The sequence below is a fragment of the Nocardia thailandica NBRC 100428 genome (genome assembly GCF_000308795.1).
GTDB lineage: Bacteria > Actinomycetota > Actinomycetes > Mycobacteriales > Mycobacteriaceae > Nocardia > Nocardia thailandica.
Genome location: NZ_BAGK01000106.1, coordinates 17755 through 34544, shown reverse-complemented (window position 1 = coordinate 34544; position 16790 = coordinate 17755). Strand labels below are relative to the sequence as shown.

Sequence of the window (16790 nt, the reverse complement as noted above, 5' to 3'; positions counted from 1 at the left end):
AACCCGCCGGCGGAGAGGACCGCTCATGCCCACCCCCACCCCGATCGAGATCCAGCGCTGCCTGGGCGCCGTCGACTATCCCTGTGACCGCGACGGGCTGGTCGCGGCCGCGCTCAGCAACGGCGCGGGCAACGACATCGTCGACACGCTCGAGGCCCTGCCCGCCAGGACCTTCGAGGGCCCCGACGACCTCGGCGCCGCGCTGCGCTGAGCGCCGAGGTCGCGACCGTCACCTTCCACGCCCAGCCGACCGCGCGGCGGTGCCCGCGCCGCTACGCCGGGACCCGTCCGTACTCCTCGGCATAAACCGTCCGCGCGCGCGGACGCCTGCCCGGGTGGGGCACGGGGTCCTTCGCGTAGCCCAGCGTCACCAGCACCGCGATCGCCAGGTCGGGGTCGGTGATCCCCACCGCGCTCTTCACCAGATCCGGGTCCCAGCCGTTCATCGGGGCCGAGGCCAGGCCGTGCCCGGCCGCGGCGAGCATGACGTAGGTCGCGGCGATCATGGCGTTCTTCACCGCGTTCTCGCGCAGCAGACCCCGCTCGCGCAGCGCGTGGTATTCTGCGCGGGTCTCGAACATCGCGGTGAACTCGGCGTTCCAGGCGCCGCTGCGCGCGGCGGCCTCGGCGATGTCGGCGTTGGGCGCCTCCCAGGCGCCCGGGTCGGCCACGAACACCAGCACCACCGGGGCCTCACGCGGCTGGGGCTGGCCGAAGGCGGCGTCCGACAATGCGGCGCGCCGCCGCTCGTCGGTGACCACAACGATCGAACGGTCCTGCATGTTCCAGGCGCTGGGCGCCTGCACGGCCAGATCGAGCACGTCGTCGAGGAGTGCGGGAGCGACGGGGTTGTGCTCGATCACATCGCGGGCAAGTGGACCGTCCTGATCGTCGACGCCCTCGCCGACGGCACGCTGCGCTACACCGACCTGCGCGCCCGGATCGAGGGCATCTCGCAGAAGATGCTCACCCAGACCCTGCGCGCCCTCGAACACGACGGCTTCGTGGAGCGCACGGCCTACCCGACCATTCCGCCCCGGGTCGAGTACACCCTCACCGAACTCGGCCACAGCCTGCGCGAACCCATTGCCGCGCTGCGGGAGTGGATCGAAGCCCACATCGACGACGTCGAGGCGGCCCGCCTGCGTGCCGCTACCGCACCTCGGGGCTGACGAACCGGTTGGTGAACAGGCCCTCGAGCGGGAGCGGGCGCGGCAACCGGGCGCCGCCCGCCTCCAGGATCGCCGCGATGTCCTCGCTGACCGCCCGGGTCCCGGCGAGGTCGTAGCTGCCGTAGACGCCGTCGGCACCGGGCGCGATCACCTTCCGGTCGGCGAGCAGGCGCGCGGAGTAGGCGGCCTCGCCGCTGCTGTAGGGCGTGAAGGACAGGTCGCGCGAGATCCAGTCCACGATGGTGGCGTTGATCGCCTCCGGTGCGTCGACATAGTTCTTGCCGGTCCGCTGGATCATCGGGACGAGCTTGCTCAGACAGGGAGCGAGCTGGTCGAGGGCGTCCGCGCGCACCGTGACGTTCGAGGCGGTCACGTCGTACCCGGCGTCCTTGACCATCGCGTAGGCCACCGGCTTGTTCCAGTGGGGCGTCTCGTGCTCGTAGGTGTAGGGCTCGGAGTTGGCGAAACCCTGCTGGGCGATCGTCGGGTCGCCGACGAACCGGGCCGGGGCACCGTCGTAACCGGTGTCGAGTTGCGATTGCTTCAGCTGCCCCTTGGCGACGAGCCACTGCGGGAAGATCTGATCCTTGGAGACCACGACGGTCGTGTCGGTGCGGCCGAGGTCGGCGATGGTCGACGCGCCGGGATGCGCGGCCGGATCCCACATGATGACGGCGGGGTTGTACCGCAGCAGCGGGGTCACCCCGACGACCCGCTGTTTCGCCGCGGCGGCGATGAGCTGGTCCCCGTGCACCAGCCCGAGATGGATCCCGGTGTCGGCGTACATCTTCGACGGCACGGACTGGAATCCGACGGCAGGCCCGCCCGCCCGCAGGGTGAGGTCGATGCCGGTGTCCTTCCCGTCGAAGGCCAGCGGCCCGGTGACCGACTTGGTGTCGGTGTCGACCCGGTAGCCGGGGCCGAGGAGCCCGATCACCCCCGCCATGTCGGACTGCGGTTGCCATTGCAGTTGCACCACGAGTTCGTTCGGGCACACGCCGGACAGGGTGAACTCCGCCGGGGCGGGCTCGAGGCGCGTCGCGGACGTGCCGTCGTCGCCGAGGTCCCCGCAGCCCGCGGACGCGAGCAGCACGCCGGCGGTCAGGAACGCGAGCAAGGGCCGGGCACGGCGGACGGCCGGAAAGAGACTGGGGACCATGGGAACTCCTGACCACGACAGCCGAGGACGCTTCTTCGCCCGGCTACTGCATGCAAAATTACGTCCCCATCGGGCTTGTTTCCACGCATGGCATGTAAACGAATCAGTGATCCACTGTTTACACAGAAACGCTGCCGCGCAATACATGCAACGCAAGATGGGACGAGCGTCCGCCGCCTCGACCACGGTCCGACGCAGGCGAAAGGAGCCAACCTTGTTCTCTGTGCCCGTCATCGATCTGTGCGGTTACCTCGACCCCCACGCCCCCGCGGCCGAGCGGCGCAGGATCGCTCGCGAGCTCGACGCGGCTTGCAGCGGCGTCGGTTTCGTGCAGGTCCGCGGCCACGGCATAGATCCCTCGGTCGTCACCGGGCTGATCGACGCCATCGACGCCTTCTTCGCGCTGCCGCTCGCGGTGAAGAAGGGCTACTCGCGCCCCGGCGAGAACCGCGGATACAGCCCGCCGAAGAGCGAATCGCTGAGCATGAGCCTGGGGGTGCCCGCCGCCAACCGCATGAACGACTTCTACGAGGCCTTCACCGTCGGCTCCGAGCGATCCTGGTTCCCCGGACACGAGCTGCCCGAGGCCAGCTATCCCACCAACACCTGGCCCGACGCCGTACCGGGATTCCGTCCCGCGGTCGAGGCCTGGTTCGCCGCGGCCCGGACGGTGTCGCGGGCCCTGCTCACCGCCTGCTGCGACGCCCTCGGTCTACCGCCTGGCCACTTCGACGCCCTGACCGATCACTCGATCGACGCGCTCAAGATGAACAACTACGCCCTGCCCGAGAGCGAGGTCGCCCTCGCGGACGAGCTCACGGGCATGGGCGCGCACACCGACTTCGGCATCCTGACGGTGCTGTGGGCCGACCAGGTGCCCGGCCTGCAGGTCCTCGACCAGGACGGCGGCTGGCACGACGTCGAGCCCGCCGACGGCGCGCTGCTGGTCAACCTCGGCGACGCGATGGCGCGCTGGACCAACGATCGCTGGCGCTCGACGGTGCACCGGGTCGCTCCGCCGGTGATCGACGGACGCATCCTGCGTCGCCGCTCGGCCGCGTTCTTCTTCGACGGCAACCACGACGCCGTCATCGAGACCCTGCCCGGGTGCGCGCGCGCCGACCACCCCGGCTACCCGCCGATCACCATCGCGGGCAACATCAACGCGAAGCTGGCCGGCATGAAATCCGGTGTCGCGCCCGCCGGCACCGCCGACCGCGAGGCCGCGCGGGTGCTGTCCGCGCGCTGAATCCGCACGGGCCCGGCCGGATTCAGTCCTGTCCGTGTTCGGCCGGCGCCTCGGCCGGGGCGTCGCGGCGGCGACGGACGACGCCGAGGGCGAACTCGACCCAGCGAATGTTCTCCTGCTCGAACGCGATTCCACGCAGCAGGGTCAGATACGGCCCGACGCGCTCGGATTCGGTCAGGTAGGCCTGCTCGCTGCGCCCGTCGAGCATGCGCGCGCGACGACGCTCGTAGCGGGCGAGTTTGGCCTGCGCCCAGCCCCTCCGCTCGGTCAGCACGGCCTCGACGGCCTCGGCGTCGTCGCCGTCCATGCCCTGGATCTTGACCAGCATGTCGTCACGGATGACGGTCGGTTTGGTGGCGTCGGCGATGAACTCGTGCAGCGTGCGCCTGCCCGCCTCGGTGATCGAGTGCAGACGCTTGTTGGGGCGCTTCTCCTGCTCGACGACCCGCGCCTCGATCAGACCGTCGGCGGTCATCCGCTCGAGTTCCTTGTAGAGCTGCTGCGGGGTCGCCATCCAGTAGTTGGCGACCGCCGCGTCGAAGACCTTCGCCAGGTCGTAGCCGGAGGCCTCGCCTTCCATCAGCGCGGCCAACACCGCGTCCCGTAACGCCATCGGCCCAGCTTATCAGGCTGGCGACTATTCAATTCCGCACCCGAATCCCGGATCGCGGATCTCCGGCAAGCGCCAGGATTCGGGTCACCGGATAATCAACTAGGTGTTTATCTGGCGCCGAACAGCCGAGCGCCGACCCGCGCGGACGTCACCCGTGCCGGGCCACGTCCGCGCACAGGATGCCCGGCCAGCGGGCCAGGTCCGCCGGGGTACGTGCCACCTCGAGTGTCGCGTGCGGCAGCAACGCGACCAGCGCCTCGGCGGTCGACACGGGATGGGCGGGGTCATCGATCCAGGCCAGCACCGTGGTCGGCACGTCGATGGCCGCGATCTCGGAGGGCGCGGGCAGGTCGCTCAGCGCCGCGCCGCGGAACAGCGAGGGCAGCAGGTGTTCGGCCACGTCGGGCCCGGTCTCCGGGGTTCCAGCGGTGGCGGGCGGGCGGGGCGCCCCCAGATCGGCGGCGAGGAAGGCCGCCAGGCCCTGCTCCTCGATGAGGCGGGCGTTCTTGCGGTAGATCTCGGCCTTCGCCGCGCGGGTGTCCCAGGCGGTCGCGGGCACCAGCAGGGTCAGCCCGGCGAAGCGCCCGGGATCGCGGACGGCGGCGTGCAGCAGGGTGCCCGTGCCCATCGAGGGGCCGACACCGTGCACCTTCTCCCCGGGGAACCAGTGGTCGAGCAGCGCGAGCAGGTCGGCCGCCAGCGCCGGCCAGCGGTAGTCCTCGGGCACCGGGCGGCCCGTCGAGTGCCCGTGACCCCGCGCGTCGTAGCGCAGCAGGCGGGTGCCGCTGAGGCCACGACCCAGGTCGAGGTCCATGAGGCGGTCGCGGTGCCTGCTCGAGGTGAGACCGTGGAGCTGGACGACGGGGTGGCCGCCCTCGTCGCTCAGTTCCACATCGAGATCGGCGCCGGGAACGCGGAAGGTCGGCACGGTGGCTCCAGTCGGTGGGACGGCGGTCGCTGCGGAAGGAGCCTAGGATAGCGGGATGCGGCTGACCAATGTCGCGCATCTGCGCCTCCCCTTCGGCCGTCTGCTGGGTTTCGACGTGATCGCCGGTCCGCCCGGCCGATCCCTGCCCGTGTCGTTCGATCAGCGCCGCCACGTGGGCGCCGGCGATCGGGCCGGATCGTGGATGGCGTTGTCCTTCAAGCTCTCCGGGCCCGTCGCCACCGACGACCTGGCCGCCGCGTGGCTGGCCGTGATCGCCCGGCACGGCACCCTGCGCTCGGTGTTCGTCCCGGGCGCGGACGGCGAACCGACGCTGCACGAGGTCGAGCTGTCCCCCGGCGGCTGGGTCGAGCACGCGATCGCCCCGGGACAGGCGGTCAACGACGCGCTGCGAGCGGTCCTCGACCGGGCCTGTTCGCCCTACGCCCGGCCCTCGCACCGGCTGTGCGTACTCGAGACCGCGGTGGGCCCGACGGTCGTGGTCGCGGCCGACCATTCGCACGTCGACATGTGGTCCATGCTGGTCATCGCCCGGGACCTGCTGGCCGCGCTCGGCGCGGTGCGCCAGGGCCGCCCCGCCGCGCTGCCGCCCGTGCCCGCCTTCGCCGAACACACCAGTGCGCTGCGCGAGCGGCCTTCGGCGCCGGAGGAGGTGCGGCGACGCTGGGCCGAGGTGCTGGCGGGCAGCGGCGAGGTGATGCCGCGCTTCCCGCTCTCCCTCGGCGAGGCGGCGTTGCAGGAGGAACGCGTGGAGGTGCGCGACGTCCTCGACGTCGACGACAGCGCCGCCTTCGCCGCGCAGGCCCGCGAGGACGGCGTCTCCACCCTCGCCCTGGTGGTCGGCGCCATGACCGAGGTGACCAGGGAGCTGGCCGGCACCGCCCTGCGCGCGGTGTTCCCGGTCCACAGCCGCTACGACGCCACCTGGCACGACTCGGTCGGCTGGTTCATCACCAACTCGGTGCTCGAGTCCGCGAGCCCCGACCCGCGCGCCAGCGCCGAGGCGGTCAAGGAGGCCGTCCGGATGGGTTCCTGGCCGCTCGAGGAGATCCTGCGCCCGTGGGGCGGGATGCCCGAGGCGCCGGGGATGTTCGCGATCTCGTGGCTGGACCTGCGCAGGCTGCCGGTGCGGGTCGACGCCACGGGGCTGGAAGCGCACTACGTCGGCGCTACGATCCGCACCGACGGCGTCATGCTGTGGTTCGTCCTCGACGAGGCGGGCCTGCACCTGCGCTGCCGCTACCCCGACACCCCCGAGGCGCGTCGGCACGTCGGCGCCTGGCTGGACACCCTGATCGCCCGGTTGCAGTCACGGGCACGGGCTTCGGTCGGGGGCCTGCTGCGCCTGGGCGGGCGCACCTACCGGGTGCAGCGCGCCGCGCGCTCCGACGTGCCCGCGCTCGTCGCGTTGCTGTCCGACGACGAGATCAGCCGTCCCCGTGAGGTTTCCGAGATCGCCCGGTACGAGGAGGCCTACGACGCGATCACCCGCGACTCCTCGCACTACCTGGCCGTCGTCCGCGACGAGGGCGACCGGATCGTGGGCACCATGCAGCTCACCATCATTCCGGGACTCTCCCGCGGCGGCACCACCCGTCTGCAGATCGAGGGCGTGCGCGTCGCGGCCTCCCAGCGCTCCCGCGGCATCGGCACCGCCATGCTCGAATGGGCCCACGATCACGGCAGACACCGGGGCGCGACCCTCGCCCAGATCGCCACCGACCGTGTCAGGGAGCGGGCCCACGCCTTCTACGAGCGCCTCGGCTACGACAACAGTCACGTCGGGCTCAAACGGACGCTCTGACGGGGCACGACGGATCACCCGGTAGCATCTGCGCTGCGATCGCGGAGGGAACACCGGTGGGAATCCGGGGCTGACGCGCAACGGTAACGGCTCGACGCGAGCCGGAGCCCGATTACTCGGCGATCGTGGTACCGCTTTTCACGGCTCCGCGGCTGAGCCCTGATCAAGGAGTTCCACCCCGATGCGTTCGGCTCTCCGGCCTGTGGCCGCCCTGTTCGCGCTGCCCCTCGCGGTCGGCCTCACCGGATGCGGCGGGCCGAACGGCCCCGACGACCCCGCTGCCGGGTCCGTGTCCGTGTCCGGGTTCCCCCTCACCATCCAGAACTGCGGGCGCGCCGTCACCGTCGACGCGCCGCCGCGGCGGGCGGTCTCGCTCAACCAGGGCTCCACCGAGATCCTGCTGGCGCTCGGCCTGGCCGATCGGATGGTGGGCACCGCCACCTGGACCGATCCGGTGCGCGCCGACCTGGCCGCGGCGAACGCGACGGTGCCGCGCCTGGCCGACGACAAGCCCTCCCTCGAGGTCGTGCTCGACGCCGAACCCGATTTCGTCTCCGCCTCGTTCGGCGGCACCCTCGGCGCGGGCGGCGTGGCCGACCGGAACCGTTTCGATCAGCTCGGGGTCCCGAACTACCTGTCGCCCACCGATTGCGCGGGCCGGACCGGCAGCGTGAACGCCGACGGCGGGCGGGTCGAACCGCTGCGGATCGACACCGTCTACACCGAGATCCGTGACCTGGCGGCCGTGTTCGGCGTCCGCGAGCGCGGCGAGGCGCTGATCGACTCCCTGCGCTCGCGCCTGGACGCCGCCACCGCTTCCGCCGGCGCGGCGGAGGTGCGGCTGGCCTTCTGGTTCTCCGACATCCGCACCCCCTACATGGCCGGATGCTGCGGCGCCTCGGGGATCATCGCGGGCGCGACCGGGGCACGCAACGTCTTCGCCGACACGACCGACGAGTGGCCGCAGGTCAGCTGGGAGAGCGTCGCGGACCGCGACCCCTCCGCGCTGGTGCTCGCCGACCTGAGCAGGCGCAGGATCGACGGCGACGCCCTCGACAGCAAGATCGCCTTCCTCCGTACGCATCCGGTCACCCGGCGCATGACCGCGGTGCGCGAGAACCGCTTCGTCGTGGTCAACGGCGCCGACCTGAATCCCTCGCTGCGCACCGTGGACGGGGTCGAGAAGGTCGCCGCCGCCCTCGCGCAGTGGGGACCGGTCCGCTGACCGCCGTCCTCGCGCGGCGCGGCGGGCCCGCCGTCGCGCTGACGCTCGCGGGCGGGCTGGTGGCGCTGGCCGCCTCCCTGGCGATCGCGCTGACCATCGGGCCGGCGAACCTGACCGTCGGTGAGGTGTACGCGGTCGTCGGCGCGCACCTCGGGTTCGGGGACGCGGGCGTGAGCCGGATCAAGGACGGCATCGTCTGGGAGCTGCGCCTGCCCCGCACCCTGCTCGCCGCGATCTGCGGGGCCGGGCTGGCGCTGTGCGGGGCGATCATGCAGTCGGTGCTGCGCAATCCCCTCGCCGACCCGTTCGTGCTCGGCATCTCCTCCGGGGCGTCGACCGGCGCGGTGCTGGTGGCGGTGCTCGGGGTCGGCGGTGGCGCGATCTCGCTGGCGGCGGGCGCCTTCGGCGGCGCGATCGCCGCGTTCGCGCTCGTGCTCGTCCTTGCCGCCGCGGTCGGCGGCGGCACCGCCCGCATCCTGCTGGCCGGAGTCGCGGCGACGCAGCTGTTCTCGGCCCTCACCTCGTTCATCGTGGTGGCGGGTGCCGACGCCGAACAGACACGGGGCGTGCTGTTCTGGCTGCTGGGGTCGCTCTCGGGCGCGGACTGGCCCGATGTCGCGGTGTGCGGGTCGATCACGGCGGCCGGCCTGGTGATCTGCCTGAGCCGCGCGGACGCGCTGGACGCGTTCACCTTCGGCGCCTCCGCGGCCGCGGCCCTCGGCGTCCCGGTCCGCGCCACCCGGGCGCTGCTGCTGGCGGTGACCGCCCTGATCACCGCGGCCCTGGTCAGCGCCGCGGGCGCGATCGGGTTCGTCGGTCTCGTGCTGCCGCATGCCGCGCGCCTCGTGGTCGGCCCGCGCCACCGCCGCCTGCTGCCGGTGACCGTGCTCGCGGGCGCGATCTTCACCGTCTGGGTCGACGTCGCCGCGCGAACGGTGTTCGCGCCGACCGAGATCCCGGTCGGCGTCGCGACCGCGCTGATCGGCGTCCCGGCGTTCGTCGCGCTGCTCTTCCGGAATCGGGCGACGGCATGACCCTGGCCGCGGAACGACTGCGCTGGACGCGGGGCGGGCACCCGGTCGTCGACGGGATCACCGTCGCGCCGGTCGAGGGCGAGACCATCGGCCTGCTCGGCCCCAACGGATCGGGCAAGTCCTCGCTGCTGCGCCTGCTCAGCGGCGTCGCCCGGCCCGACAGCGGCCGGGTCCTGCTCGACGGCACCGACCTCGCCGGCCTGCGGCGCGCCCGGATCGCGCGGCGGGTGGCGGTGGTCGATCAGCACGCCGACACCGGCATCGACATCACCGTCGAGGACGTGGTGTCGCTGGGCCGTATCCCGCACCGCGGCGTGTTCGGCGGGGACGCCGCCGCCGACGCCGAGGCGGTGCGCGAGGCGCTCGCGCACACCGCGATGACCGAGAAGGCCGGGGATCGCTGGCACACGCTCTCCGGTGGCGAACGCCAGCGCGCCCAGATCGCACGCGCCCTGGCCCAGCGGCCGCGGGAACTGCTGTTGGACGAACCGACCAACCACCTCGACATCCGGCACCAGCTCGACCTGCTCACGCTGGTCACCGCCCTGCCGGTGACCTGCTACATCGCCCTGCACGACCTCAACCTGGCCGCGCTGTTCTGCGACCGGCTGCTGGTCCTCGACCGGGGCCGCGTCGTGGCCTTCGGTCCACCCGGCGAGGTGATCACCGCCGACCTGGTCGAACGGGTCTACCGGGTGCGTGCCCGGATCGGCACCGATCCCGAGCACGGCCGCCCGGTCGTGACCTTCCGGCCCGGTCCGCCGGGCGCCGGGGCGTGAGCCGATCCCGGCCGACCCACCGTCCCCCGCGCGCGATCCCGAACCCGGGCCCGGCGGACGCTCTCCCACCCTCACCCGGTTCGGCCCACCAGCGATTCCGAGGTTCCCCGTGCCCGTCACACACACGCCCCGCCCCGCCCGCGCCCTGCGCGTGGCCGGTCTCGTCGGCGTCCTGCTCACCGTCGCCGCCTGCGCCACCGGCGGCACCTCCGCGGGCCACGGCGCCGCGCCCGAGACGCCCGGCCGCACGAACTACCCACTCACCCTGGACAATTGCGGCGTCCGTGTCACCTTCGACACCGCACCGACCCGGGCGGTGTCGCTGTATCAGGCCTCCACCGAGATCCTGCTGTCCCTCGGCCTGGCCGACCGCATGGTGGGCACCTCCACCTGGTTCGACCCGGTGCTGCCGGCCCTCGCCGCCGACAACGCGAAGGTCCGGCGTCTCGCCGACAACGACCCGTCGCTCGAGACGGTGCTCGACACCGAGCCCGACCTGGTCACCTCGGCCAGCGCGCACACCTTCACCCCCGCCGTCGTCGCCGAGCGGTCCCGCTTCGCCCAGCTCGGCGTCCCCACCTACCAGTCGCCCTCGGTGTGCGCGGGCGCGACCGTCGCGGGCGAGACCGTCACCCGCACCGCGCCCTTGGGCATCGAGACCCTGTTCCAGGAGATCACCGAACTCGCCCGGATCTTCGACGTCCAGGACCGCGGCGCCCGCCTGGTCGACCAGCTGAAGACCCGGCTGGCGGCCGCCACCGCCCGGGCCGCCACCGGCACCGCGCAGCCGACCGTGGCGTTCTGGTTCTCGGGCATCGAGACCCCGTACCTGGCCGGATGCTGCTCGGCCCCGGGCCTCTACGCCCGGATGGTCGGGGCGCGCAACGTCTTCGCCGACGCGCGCGAGGACTGGCCCCAAATCGGGTGGGAGGCCGTCGTCGCCGCCGATCCCGAGGTCCTGGTCCTCGCCGACCTGAGCCGCACCCGGGTCGACGGCGACGCCCTCGCCACCAAGACCCGGTTCCTGGAGACGAATCCGGCCACCGCCGGGATGCGCGCCGTGCGGGCCGGGCGCTACGTGGTCATGACCGGATCCGAGCTCGACCCGGGCATCCGGGAGATCGACGCCATCGAGAAGCTGGCGGCGGGCCTGGCGGGGCGCTAGCGCGCGTCGCGGGTGCCCCGGCGATCGGTCGTCCGGCACAGCCGCGCCCCGTCGAGGTCACCCGCGCGGTCGAGCCGGAGCCCGGCCCGGGCGCGGCGCCGCGACCTGGCTGTCCCCGGTGTCAGGCGGGCGGGCGGTAGGTGACCTCCAGGGCGACCGCCGCGTCGACCTGGGCGGGCGTCAACAGGTGCGCCGTGTGGGAGACCGCGGCCCCGACCGCCGCCGTGCGAATCGCGAGCGCGGCGGCCGCGACATCGTCGGGCACCTCGCCGATGACGAACAGGTCGTCCTCGCCGAAGGCGAAATAGCAGGACTCCACGGTGCCGCCGACGCTCTCGACCATCTCGGCGATCGCCGCCGCCCGCGCGCTGCCGCCCTGGGCGAGCAGCCCCTGGGCCCCGTCCTGGAAATAGCTGACCCGCCACAAGTACTTGGGCATCTCCACCGTCCTTCGCAGTCCGACACGATCCCGACGCACCGAGCCTAGGCGGCGTTCGCGCCCGGGCCGGGTATCGCGCGCCGGTGTCGCCGGATGTCGCGGCGGCGCGGCCCGACCGGGCTCACCGCCTCGTCAGGTATCGGCTCAGCACCACACCGCCGGGGAAGGTGCGCGTCTCCACCAGGTCGAGGTTCACCCAGCCGTCGAGCGTGGTGAAGAACGGCGCGCCGCCGCCGACCAGCACCGGATGGGTCACGATCTCGAGCTCGTCGACCAGCCCGGCGCGCAGGGCCGCGTGCCCGAGCCGCGCGCCGCCGACCCGCAGGGGCTCGCCGTCCCCGGCCCGGAGCCGGGCGATCTCGGCGACCGCGTCCCCGGCGAACAGCCGGGCGTTCCCGTCGACCCGCTCGATCGTCGAGGAGAACACCACCTTCGGCGTGTCCCGCCAGTTCCGCGCGAATTCGATCTGCGCCGGGGTGGCGCCGGGCTGCTGGTCGCCGGTGGGCCAGTAGGAACTCATGGTCTCCCACAGTCCGCGGCCGTAGAGGAACAGCCCGACCGCCCGCTCGCGGTCGAGCCACCACTGGAACAGTTCGTCGCTCGGTTCGCTCCAGTCGATGTCGCCGCCCGGGTCGGCGATGTAGCCGTCGAGGGACAGGTTCATGCCGTAGATCAGTGTCCGCATCGAGCCGGGCCTTTCTGTCGTCGCACGGCGAGCCGGTGTCAGTTCGTGCGGCCGTGCAGGGTGAGCGTGTCGTCGATACAGCGGGTGATGAAGGCGTCGTCGATCGCTTCCATGCCGACCAGGACCCGGAAATACAGTGGTGCGGAGAGGGTTTCGAGGACCGATCGCGGATCGGTGCCCGCGGGGAGTTCGCCGCGTTCGACGGCCCTGGTGATCACCGGCGAACTCAGGTCGAACCGGTCGGTCCAGAACCGGCGCCGCGCGGCGTCGACCTCGGGGTCGGCCGACAGCGCGATCGTGGTGCCGACCAGGCGGGCGATGCCGGGCTGCTCGATCAGGTGCGACACCTGCTCGGCCAGGACCCGTAGGTCGGTGCGCAGGGCGCCGGTGTCGGGCAGGGGGTTGCCCGCCGCGGCCAGTTCGGTGACCGCGTCGGCGATCAGGGCGGTGCGGGTGCCCCACCGGCGGTAGATCGTGGTCTCGGCGACCCCGGCGCGGGCGGCGACGTCGCCGACGGTCAATCCCTCGATGCCGTGTTCGATGACCTGGTCCAGGGTCGCGGCCAGTACCGCCGCGCGCACCCGCGCCGAGCGTCCCCCGGTCCGCTTGCGCGGGCCCGGGGGCGGTGGCGTCCCGTCGTCGGTCTCGCGGCCCTGCTCCATGGTCCAAGTTCTACTCGACCGGGTGGCCGCCTGCCCAGCACTCGGGCCGTGGCGCGCGGAAACGCGCGGTGGGTCAGCGCAGGTAGGCCGAGATCCAGTTGCCGAATTCGCAGGCCAGGTGCCAACGGTGCTCGGCGATGGAGAACTCGGGCAGCGCCGCGGGGAAGGCGACCTGGAGCCGGGCACGGAATCCGCCGCCCGGCTCGTCACGGAACTGGTGGCGCACCCCGCCGATCACGAACCCGTCGGACAGGGACGCCACGCCGGCGACCGTGAGCGGGTAGGCCGGATCGGCGGGCACCATCACCCCGGCCCTGTCGGCGTAGTCGACGAAGAACTGGCTGGCCAGCACGGCGCCGCCGGTCACCTCGACGACCTCCTGCCGTCCGTCCGGGAGCGTGGCGATGACGTAGTGGTCGGGGCACGCGTCGGTCCACACCGCGCGGTCGTCGGTGACGCGGGCGCGGTCGAACCAGTCGAGGAAGCCCTGGGCGGTGCCCCGGTCGCTGGCGATCTCGGTGATCGCGTACTGCCAGCGCCCGCCCGAGGCGGCGACGCCGGCGCGGGCGGCGGCCGCCGAGGCGACGAGTTCGCCTGCCAGCAGCTCGCGCAGCCCGTCCGGGCCGATCAGGACCCGGGCCCGGGCCAGCGCCGAGCGCGCGGCCGGGATGTCGTCGACGGTGACCGCCAGGCGGGCGAGCAGCGAGTCGAGTTCGCCGACGAGTACCCCGGCGTAGTCCTCGCGCAGGCGCGCGGCCGCCACCGAGAGCCTCCGCCGCTCCCACTCCACGACCCGCGCCTGGTCGACGGCCGACCCGTCGATGACGGTGCGCAGACCGCCGACCGCGGCCGTGTCCGCCGGTGACGCGGCCGCGGTCCCGGCGCGCAACCCGGCCGCGGCAACGGTCGCCGCGGCCGTCGCGCCTGCGGCACGGATCATGAAGCTTCTCCTGGTCAGCATCGACCACTTCCTCTCGGGCATGGGCTGCGCGCGATCGACCGTCGCGCCGACTAGCCGACTTAACGCAAGTTTTTCCAGCGTTAAGACAGCATGGGTTAGCCGGATCATGCTGTCAATGGGTTGCGCATGACCAAATGCCTCGACCGAAAACCTTCACGCGGCCAACCCGAGGGTCGTGCGACGACGGACCCGACCAGGCATCGCGGCGAGGTCAGCCCGTTCTCGCGAAGTGGCAGCTCAGCGGGGACACTCTGGCACGGGCGCGTTCCCGCTCGCGACTCTCGGAACGGGCACTGGTCCGTGCGCCCTTCCCGACGCGGACGACCGTGTTGTCGCTGACACGCCGCTCGAGCGGGCAGGTGCCGAGCGCCCCGCGGCCACCCCTGGGGCGCTCTCCCCCGAGCACTTCGGCGGCCTCATGTTCCCGGCGAATTCGCCGGTTGCCCGTCGACACCGTCGCCGATCTCCTCCCGCGCGGCTAGTTCGGCGAATCATTCTGCGGCACAGCGCTTCTCGGCAGCAGTGCCGGGTTCATCCCGCAGGCGCGCCGCTCTCCTCGGCACCCGGCAAGCCGACGACGACTGGGCGCGGCGGCCGACGACGACTGGGCGCGGCGGCCGACGACGACTGGGCGCGGCCTCGCCCTGGCGGGCGGGCCGATCATGACGACGGCCCCGGCCACCAGCAGTAGGGCGCGCACATGATCGTGGGCGTCATCTTCTGCTTGATGGGCCAGGGCCTGTCGTTTCCGGGAGGCCGTCGCCGCGCTCGACCGCTTCGGCGCCGCGGCGGGCGGCCGCGGTGTCGCCTATTCGGCCGTCGCCGGACCGCCGACCTGACTGCGCGCGATCGGCCGGCACCCGGCCGCCTGCACCTGTGGTCTCCGGGCGGCGGGTACCGCCGCGAACGGCGTCCCGGTCACCGCCGTCGCGGCGGCGCGACCGACTCGCCTCCGCGCCCACGGTTCACGATTCATCCCCGGCGCTGCCGGACGATCAACCAGATCACCACCGCCGCAACCGCACCCGCGGCGAGAGCAGGCACCAGCGGGCCCCGGGCGGCCGCCGAGGTCAGCTGCTTGCTGCGCTCGGCGACCGGATCGGGCACCGAGGAGGCGAGCTGATCCGCGACCCGGCGCGCCTGGTCGGCCACCTCGCTCGCCTTCACCCGGGCGGCGACCTGCGCGTCGTCGGCCTTCTCCTTGGCCACCTCCGCGGCATGGACCGCCTCGTCCTTGGCGTTGTGCAGCTGCTGCTTCGCGGTGTCGGTCCCGGCCTGCACGGCCTTCTTCGTGCGTGCGGCCGCCTCGGCCGCGCCGGACGTGTCCGGGCGCTCGCCGTTGCGGGCACGGCCTGCGTTCGCGGTCGTGGAGTCCTCGGGTGTGCTCATCGCCTGCTCCTCTTCTCGCCGTACGGTCTGCCTGCCGGCTCGGCCTCCGCGCCCTCGTCTCCGGGGTCACGCGCAGGCGAGCCTGCCCTGGCATCGGGGGAGGTAGTACCCGGCAGACCCGAGATAAACAGGGTGCCCGCGCCCCACGCTCCGGAGGATCCCGGCGCCGCCGCGCGGGCGGGCGGACGCCGGGCCTGATTGCGGCGCCGTCGACTGGTTACTCAGAACTCATAGGGTTCAACGATTTCGACGCGTTTTCCGTGCCGGACGAAAGGAGAGGCCGTGGCTTCGATCGTGAGTACGCGGGATCGGCTGTCGAACAGCGCGGAGGCGCGCGGGAACGAGCGGCGGCCGCTGCCCGCGGTACGGCTGCTCACCGGCGCTATCCTGCTGGCAGCGGCCGGCTTCGGTCTGGCGGGCCCGCTGCTGGCCGCGGTGCTCATGCATCGCGCGGGCGCGGCGGAACAGGCCGCGAGCACGGTGCCGCTCGCGCTGACGGGCGGCGCGGTCACGATCTGCCTCCTCGGCTCGGCGGCCCTGGCCGGCGCCGGATGGCGTCGGCGCACCGGCGAACTGACCCGGCCCCGGGCTCCGCGCGGCGCGTGACGCGCGCCGGACTCCCACCGATACCTGCGGCGACCGTCCCGCACGAACCCGCGTAGCCTCGATACCGGCATCGGCCGGACTCCACACTCCCCTGCCCTTGCCCCGTCCGTGACCCCGCGACGTCGCCACGCGTCGCGACACCCGGCTTCCCTGAGCAGACGTCCACGCGCGGCGGCACCGCAGATCGGTCAGCGATCCTGGACCGCCAGCCGCCCGGCGAGGGCCAGGAACGACGCGCCGAACACCCGCCGCATCCACGCCGCCACCACCGGCCGGGCCAGCAGGTGCGCGCGTACCGCCGCCGCGGCGGCACCGTAGCCGGCGAACACGACGAACGTCGCCGCCATGAAGACCCCGCTCAGCTCGAGCATCCGCGCCACGGCGTCCGGGGCACCCGCCGGGACGAACTGCGGCAGGAACGCGAAGAAGAAGATCGTCAGCTTCGGATTGAGCACGTTGAGCAGAATCGCCGAGGTGATCACCCTGCGCGCCGAGGGGGCGGCGGTCGCGCGGTCGTCCGGGATCGTCAGCGTGCCCTTGTCGCGGAAGGTGTTCCACGCCATGTACAGCAGGTAGGCGACGCCGAGGTACTTCAACGTCTGGAAGGCGACCGCGCTCGTGTTCAGCAGGGCGGCGAGTCCGGTGACCGCGGCGAGCACGTGCGGCACGATGCCCAGCGTGCAGCCGAAGGACGCGACGAGACCCGCGCGTGCTCCCCGGGCGAGGCCGGCGGCGAGGGTGAACAGGACCCCGGTGCCCGGCGTGGCGACGATGACCAGCGCGGTGAGGGCGAACTCGATGCTCATCTCCCGCAGGGTAACCGGATCCGAGCCGCCACGAACCCGATCACGCGCCACCACGACGACGGGTCCGGGGGGGCACGGACCGGATGATGCCGCGGT

19 protein-coding genes are annotated in these 16790 nt (G+C 72.9%); 9 read left to right on the top strand and 10 right to left on the bottom strand.

Going from position 1 to position 16790, the window contains the following annotated elements:
• Positions 1-25 precede the first annotated feature (25 nt).
• Positions 26-211 carry a DUF2795 domain-containing protein gene (locus tag ON36_RS10705; RefSeq protein ID WP_043650847.1) on the top strand — a complete coding sequence of 62 codons (186 nt, stop codon included), beginning with the start codon at positions 26-28 and terminating at the stop codon, positions 209-211.
• A gap of 61 nt (positions 212-272) precedes the next feature.
• Here ON36_RS10705 and ON36_RS10700 read toward each other — a convergent pair whose 3' ends face one another.
• Entirely contained in the window at positions 273-863 is a 591-nt protein-coding gene (locus ON36_RS10700) for a nitroreductase family protein (RefSeq protein ID WP_052313860.1), read from the bottom strand.
• Here ON36_RS10700 and ON36_RS10695 point away from each other — a divergent pair.
• Positions 801-1172 (top strand): winged helix-turn-helix transcriptional regulator, encoded by a 372-nt coding sequence (locus ON36_RS10695; RefSeq protein ID WP_052313859.1) that lies wholly within the window; start codon positions 801-803, stop codon positions 1170-1172. The two genes, ON36_RS10700 and ON36_RS10695, sit on opposite strands and share 63 nt — an antisense overlap.
• Here the strand turns inward: ON36_RS10695 and ON36_RS10690 are convergent.
• On the bottom strand, positions 1153-2331 hold the full coding sequence (locus ON36_RS10690; RefSeq protein WP_043650845.1) for a hypothetical protein: 1179 nt from the start codon (positions 2329-2331) through the stop codon (positions 1153-1155). The genes ON36_RS10695 and ON36_RS10690 overlap by 20 nt on opposite strands.
• A gap of 214 nt (positions 2332-2545) precedes the next feature.
• Here ON36_RS10690 and ON36_RS10685 point away from each other — a divergent pair, with 214 nt between their 5' ends.
• Positions 2546-3580, top strand: a complete 1035-nt coding sequence (locus ON36_RS10685) for an isopenicillin N synthase family dioxygenase (RefSeq protein WP_043650843.1) — start codon at positions 2546-2548, stop codon at positions 3578-3580.
• Positions 3581-3602: 22 nt separating this feature from the next.
• Here the strand turns inward: ON36_RS10685 and ON36_RS10680 are convergent, their stop codons facing one another.
• The gene (locus tag ON36_RS10680; protein ID WP_043650841.1) at positions 3603-4193 is read right to left on the bottom strand and encodes a PadR family transcriptional regulator; all 591 of its coding nucleotides are present in this window, start codon (positions 4191-4193) and stop codon (positions 3603-3605) included.
• Positions 4194-4341: 148 nt separating this feature from the next.
• On the bottom strand, positions 4342-5121 hold the full coding sequence (locus ON36_RS10675) for an alpha/beta fold hydrolase (protein ID WP_043650839.1): 780 nt from the start codon (positions 5119-5121) through the stop codon (positions 4342-4344).
• A gap of 55 nt (positions 5122-5176) precedes the next feature.
• Between ON36_RS10675 and ON36_RS10670 the strand changes: the two genes are divergently transcribed.
• The 5 genes from ON36_RS10670 to ON36_RS10650 all read left to right on the top strand — a co-directional run bounded on the left by ON36_RS10670 (position 5177) and on the right by ON36_RS10650 (position 11146).
• Positions 5177-6943, top strand: a complete 1767-nt coding sequence (locus tag ON36_RS10670) for a GNAT family N-acetyltransferase (protein ID WP_043650837.1) — start codon at positions 5177-5179, stop codon at positions 6941-6943.
• 181 nt (positions 6944-7124) lie between these two features.
• Positions 7125-8168: an ABC transporter substrate-binding protein gene (locus ON36_RS10665; protein WP_043650835.1), complete on the top strand. Its 1044-nt coding sequence runs from the start codon at positions 7125-7127 to the stop codon at positions 8166-8168.
• Positions 8169-8206: 38 nt separating this feature from the next.
• On the top strand, positions 8207-9202 hold the full coding sequence (locus ON36_RS10660; protein WP_245558035.1) for a FecCD family ABC transporter permease: 996 nt from the start codon (positions 8207-8209) through the stop codon (positions 9200-9202).
• Positions 9199-9981, top strand: a complete 783-nt coding sequence (locus ON36_RS10655) for an ABC transporter ATP-binding protein (protein WP_043650831.1) — start codon at positions 9199-9201, stop codon at positions 9979-9981. The genes ON36_RS10660 and ON36_RS10655 overlap by 4 nt, the downstream gene beginning before the upstream one ends.
• Before the next feature lie 145 nt (positions 9982-10126).
• The gene (locus ON36_RS10650; protein WP_043651004.1) at positions 10127-11146 is read left to right on the top strand and encodes an ABC transporter substrate-binding protein; all 1020 of its coding nucleotides are present in this window, start codon (positions 10127-10129) and stop codon (positions 11144-11146) included.
• Between the two features lie 121 nt (positions 11147-11267).
• Here ON36_RS10650 and ON36_RS10645 read toward each other — a convergent pair whose 3' ends face one another.
• From ON36_RS10645 to ON36_RS10625, 5 genes are all read right to left on the bottom strand, one after another.
• Complete coding sequence (locus tag ON36_RS10645) at positions 11268-11585, bottom strand: GYD domain-containing protein (RefSeq protein WP_043651001.1); 318 nt, start codon at positions 11583-11585, stop codon at positions 11268-11270.
• Between the two features lie 121 nt (positions 11586-11706).
• A complete protein-coding gene (locus tag ON36_RS10640; protein ID WP_043650829.1) occupies positions 11707-12270 on the bottom strand; it encodes a dihydrofolate reductase family protein in 564 nt (187 codons plus the stop codon).
• 38 nt (positions 12271-12308) lie between these two features.
• Complete coding sequence (locus tag ON36_RS10635; RefSeq protein ID WP_052313851.1) at positions 12309-12932, bottom strand: TetR/AcrR family transcriptional regulator; 624 nt, start codon at positions 12930-12932, stop codon at positions 12309-12311.
• Positions 12933-13005: 73 nt separating this feature from the next.
• Positions 13006-13893 (bottom strand): hypothetical protein, encoded by an 888-nt coding sequence (locus ON36_RS10630; RefSeq protein WP_245558029.1) that lies wholly within the window; start codon positions 13891-13893, stop codon positions 13006-13008.
• A 972-nt stretch (positions 13894-14865) separates the two neighbouring features.
• Entirely contained in the window at positions 14866-15282 is a 417-nt protein-coding gene (locus ON36_RS10625) for a hypothetical protein (RefSeq protein ID WP_043650827.1), read from the bottom strand.
• 282 nt (positions 15283-15564) lie between these two features.
• Between ON36_RS10625 and ON36_RS10620 the strand changes: the two genes are divergently transcribed.
• The gene (locus tag ON36_RS10620; protein ID WP_157224837.1) at positions 15565-15888 is read left to right on the top strand and encodes a hypothetical protein; all 324 of its coding nucleotides are present in this window, start codon (positions 15565-15567) and stop codon (positions 15886-15888) included.
• 188 nt (positions 15889-16076) lie between these two features.
• Here the strand turns inward: ON36_RS10620 and ON36_RS10615 are convergent, their stop codons facing one another.
• Positions 16077-16694 (bottom strand): LysE family translocator, encoded by a 618-nt coding sequence (locus ON36_RS10615; RefSeq protein ID WP_043650823.1) that lies wholly within the window; start codon positions 16692-16694, stop codon positions 16077-16079.
• Positions 16695-16790 lie beyond the last annotated feature (96 nt).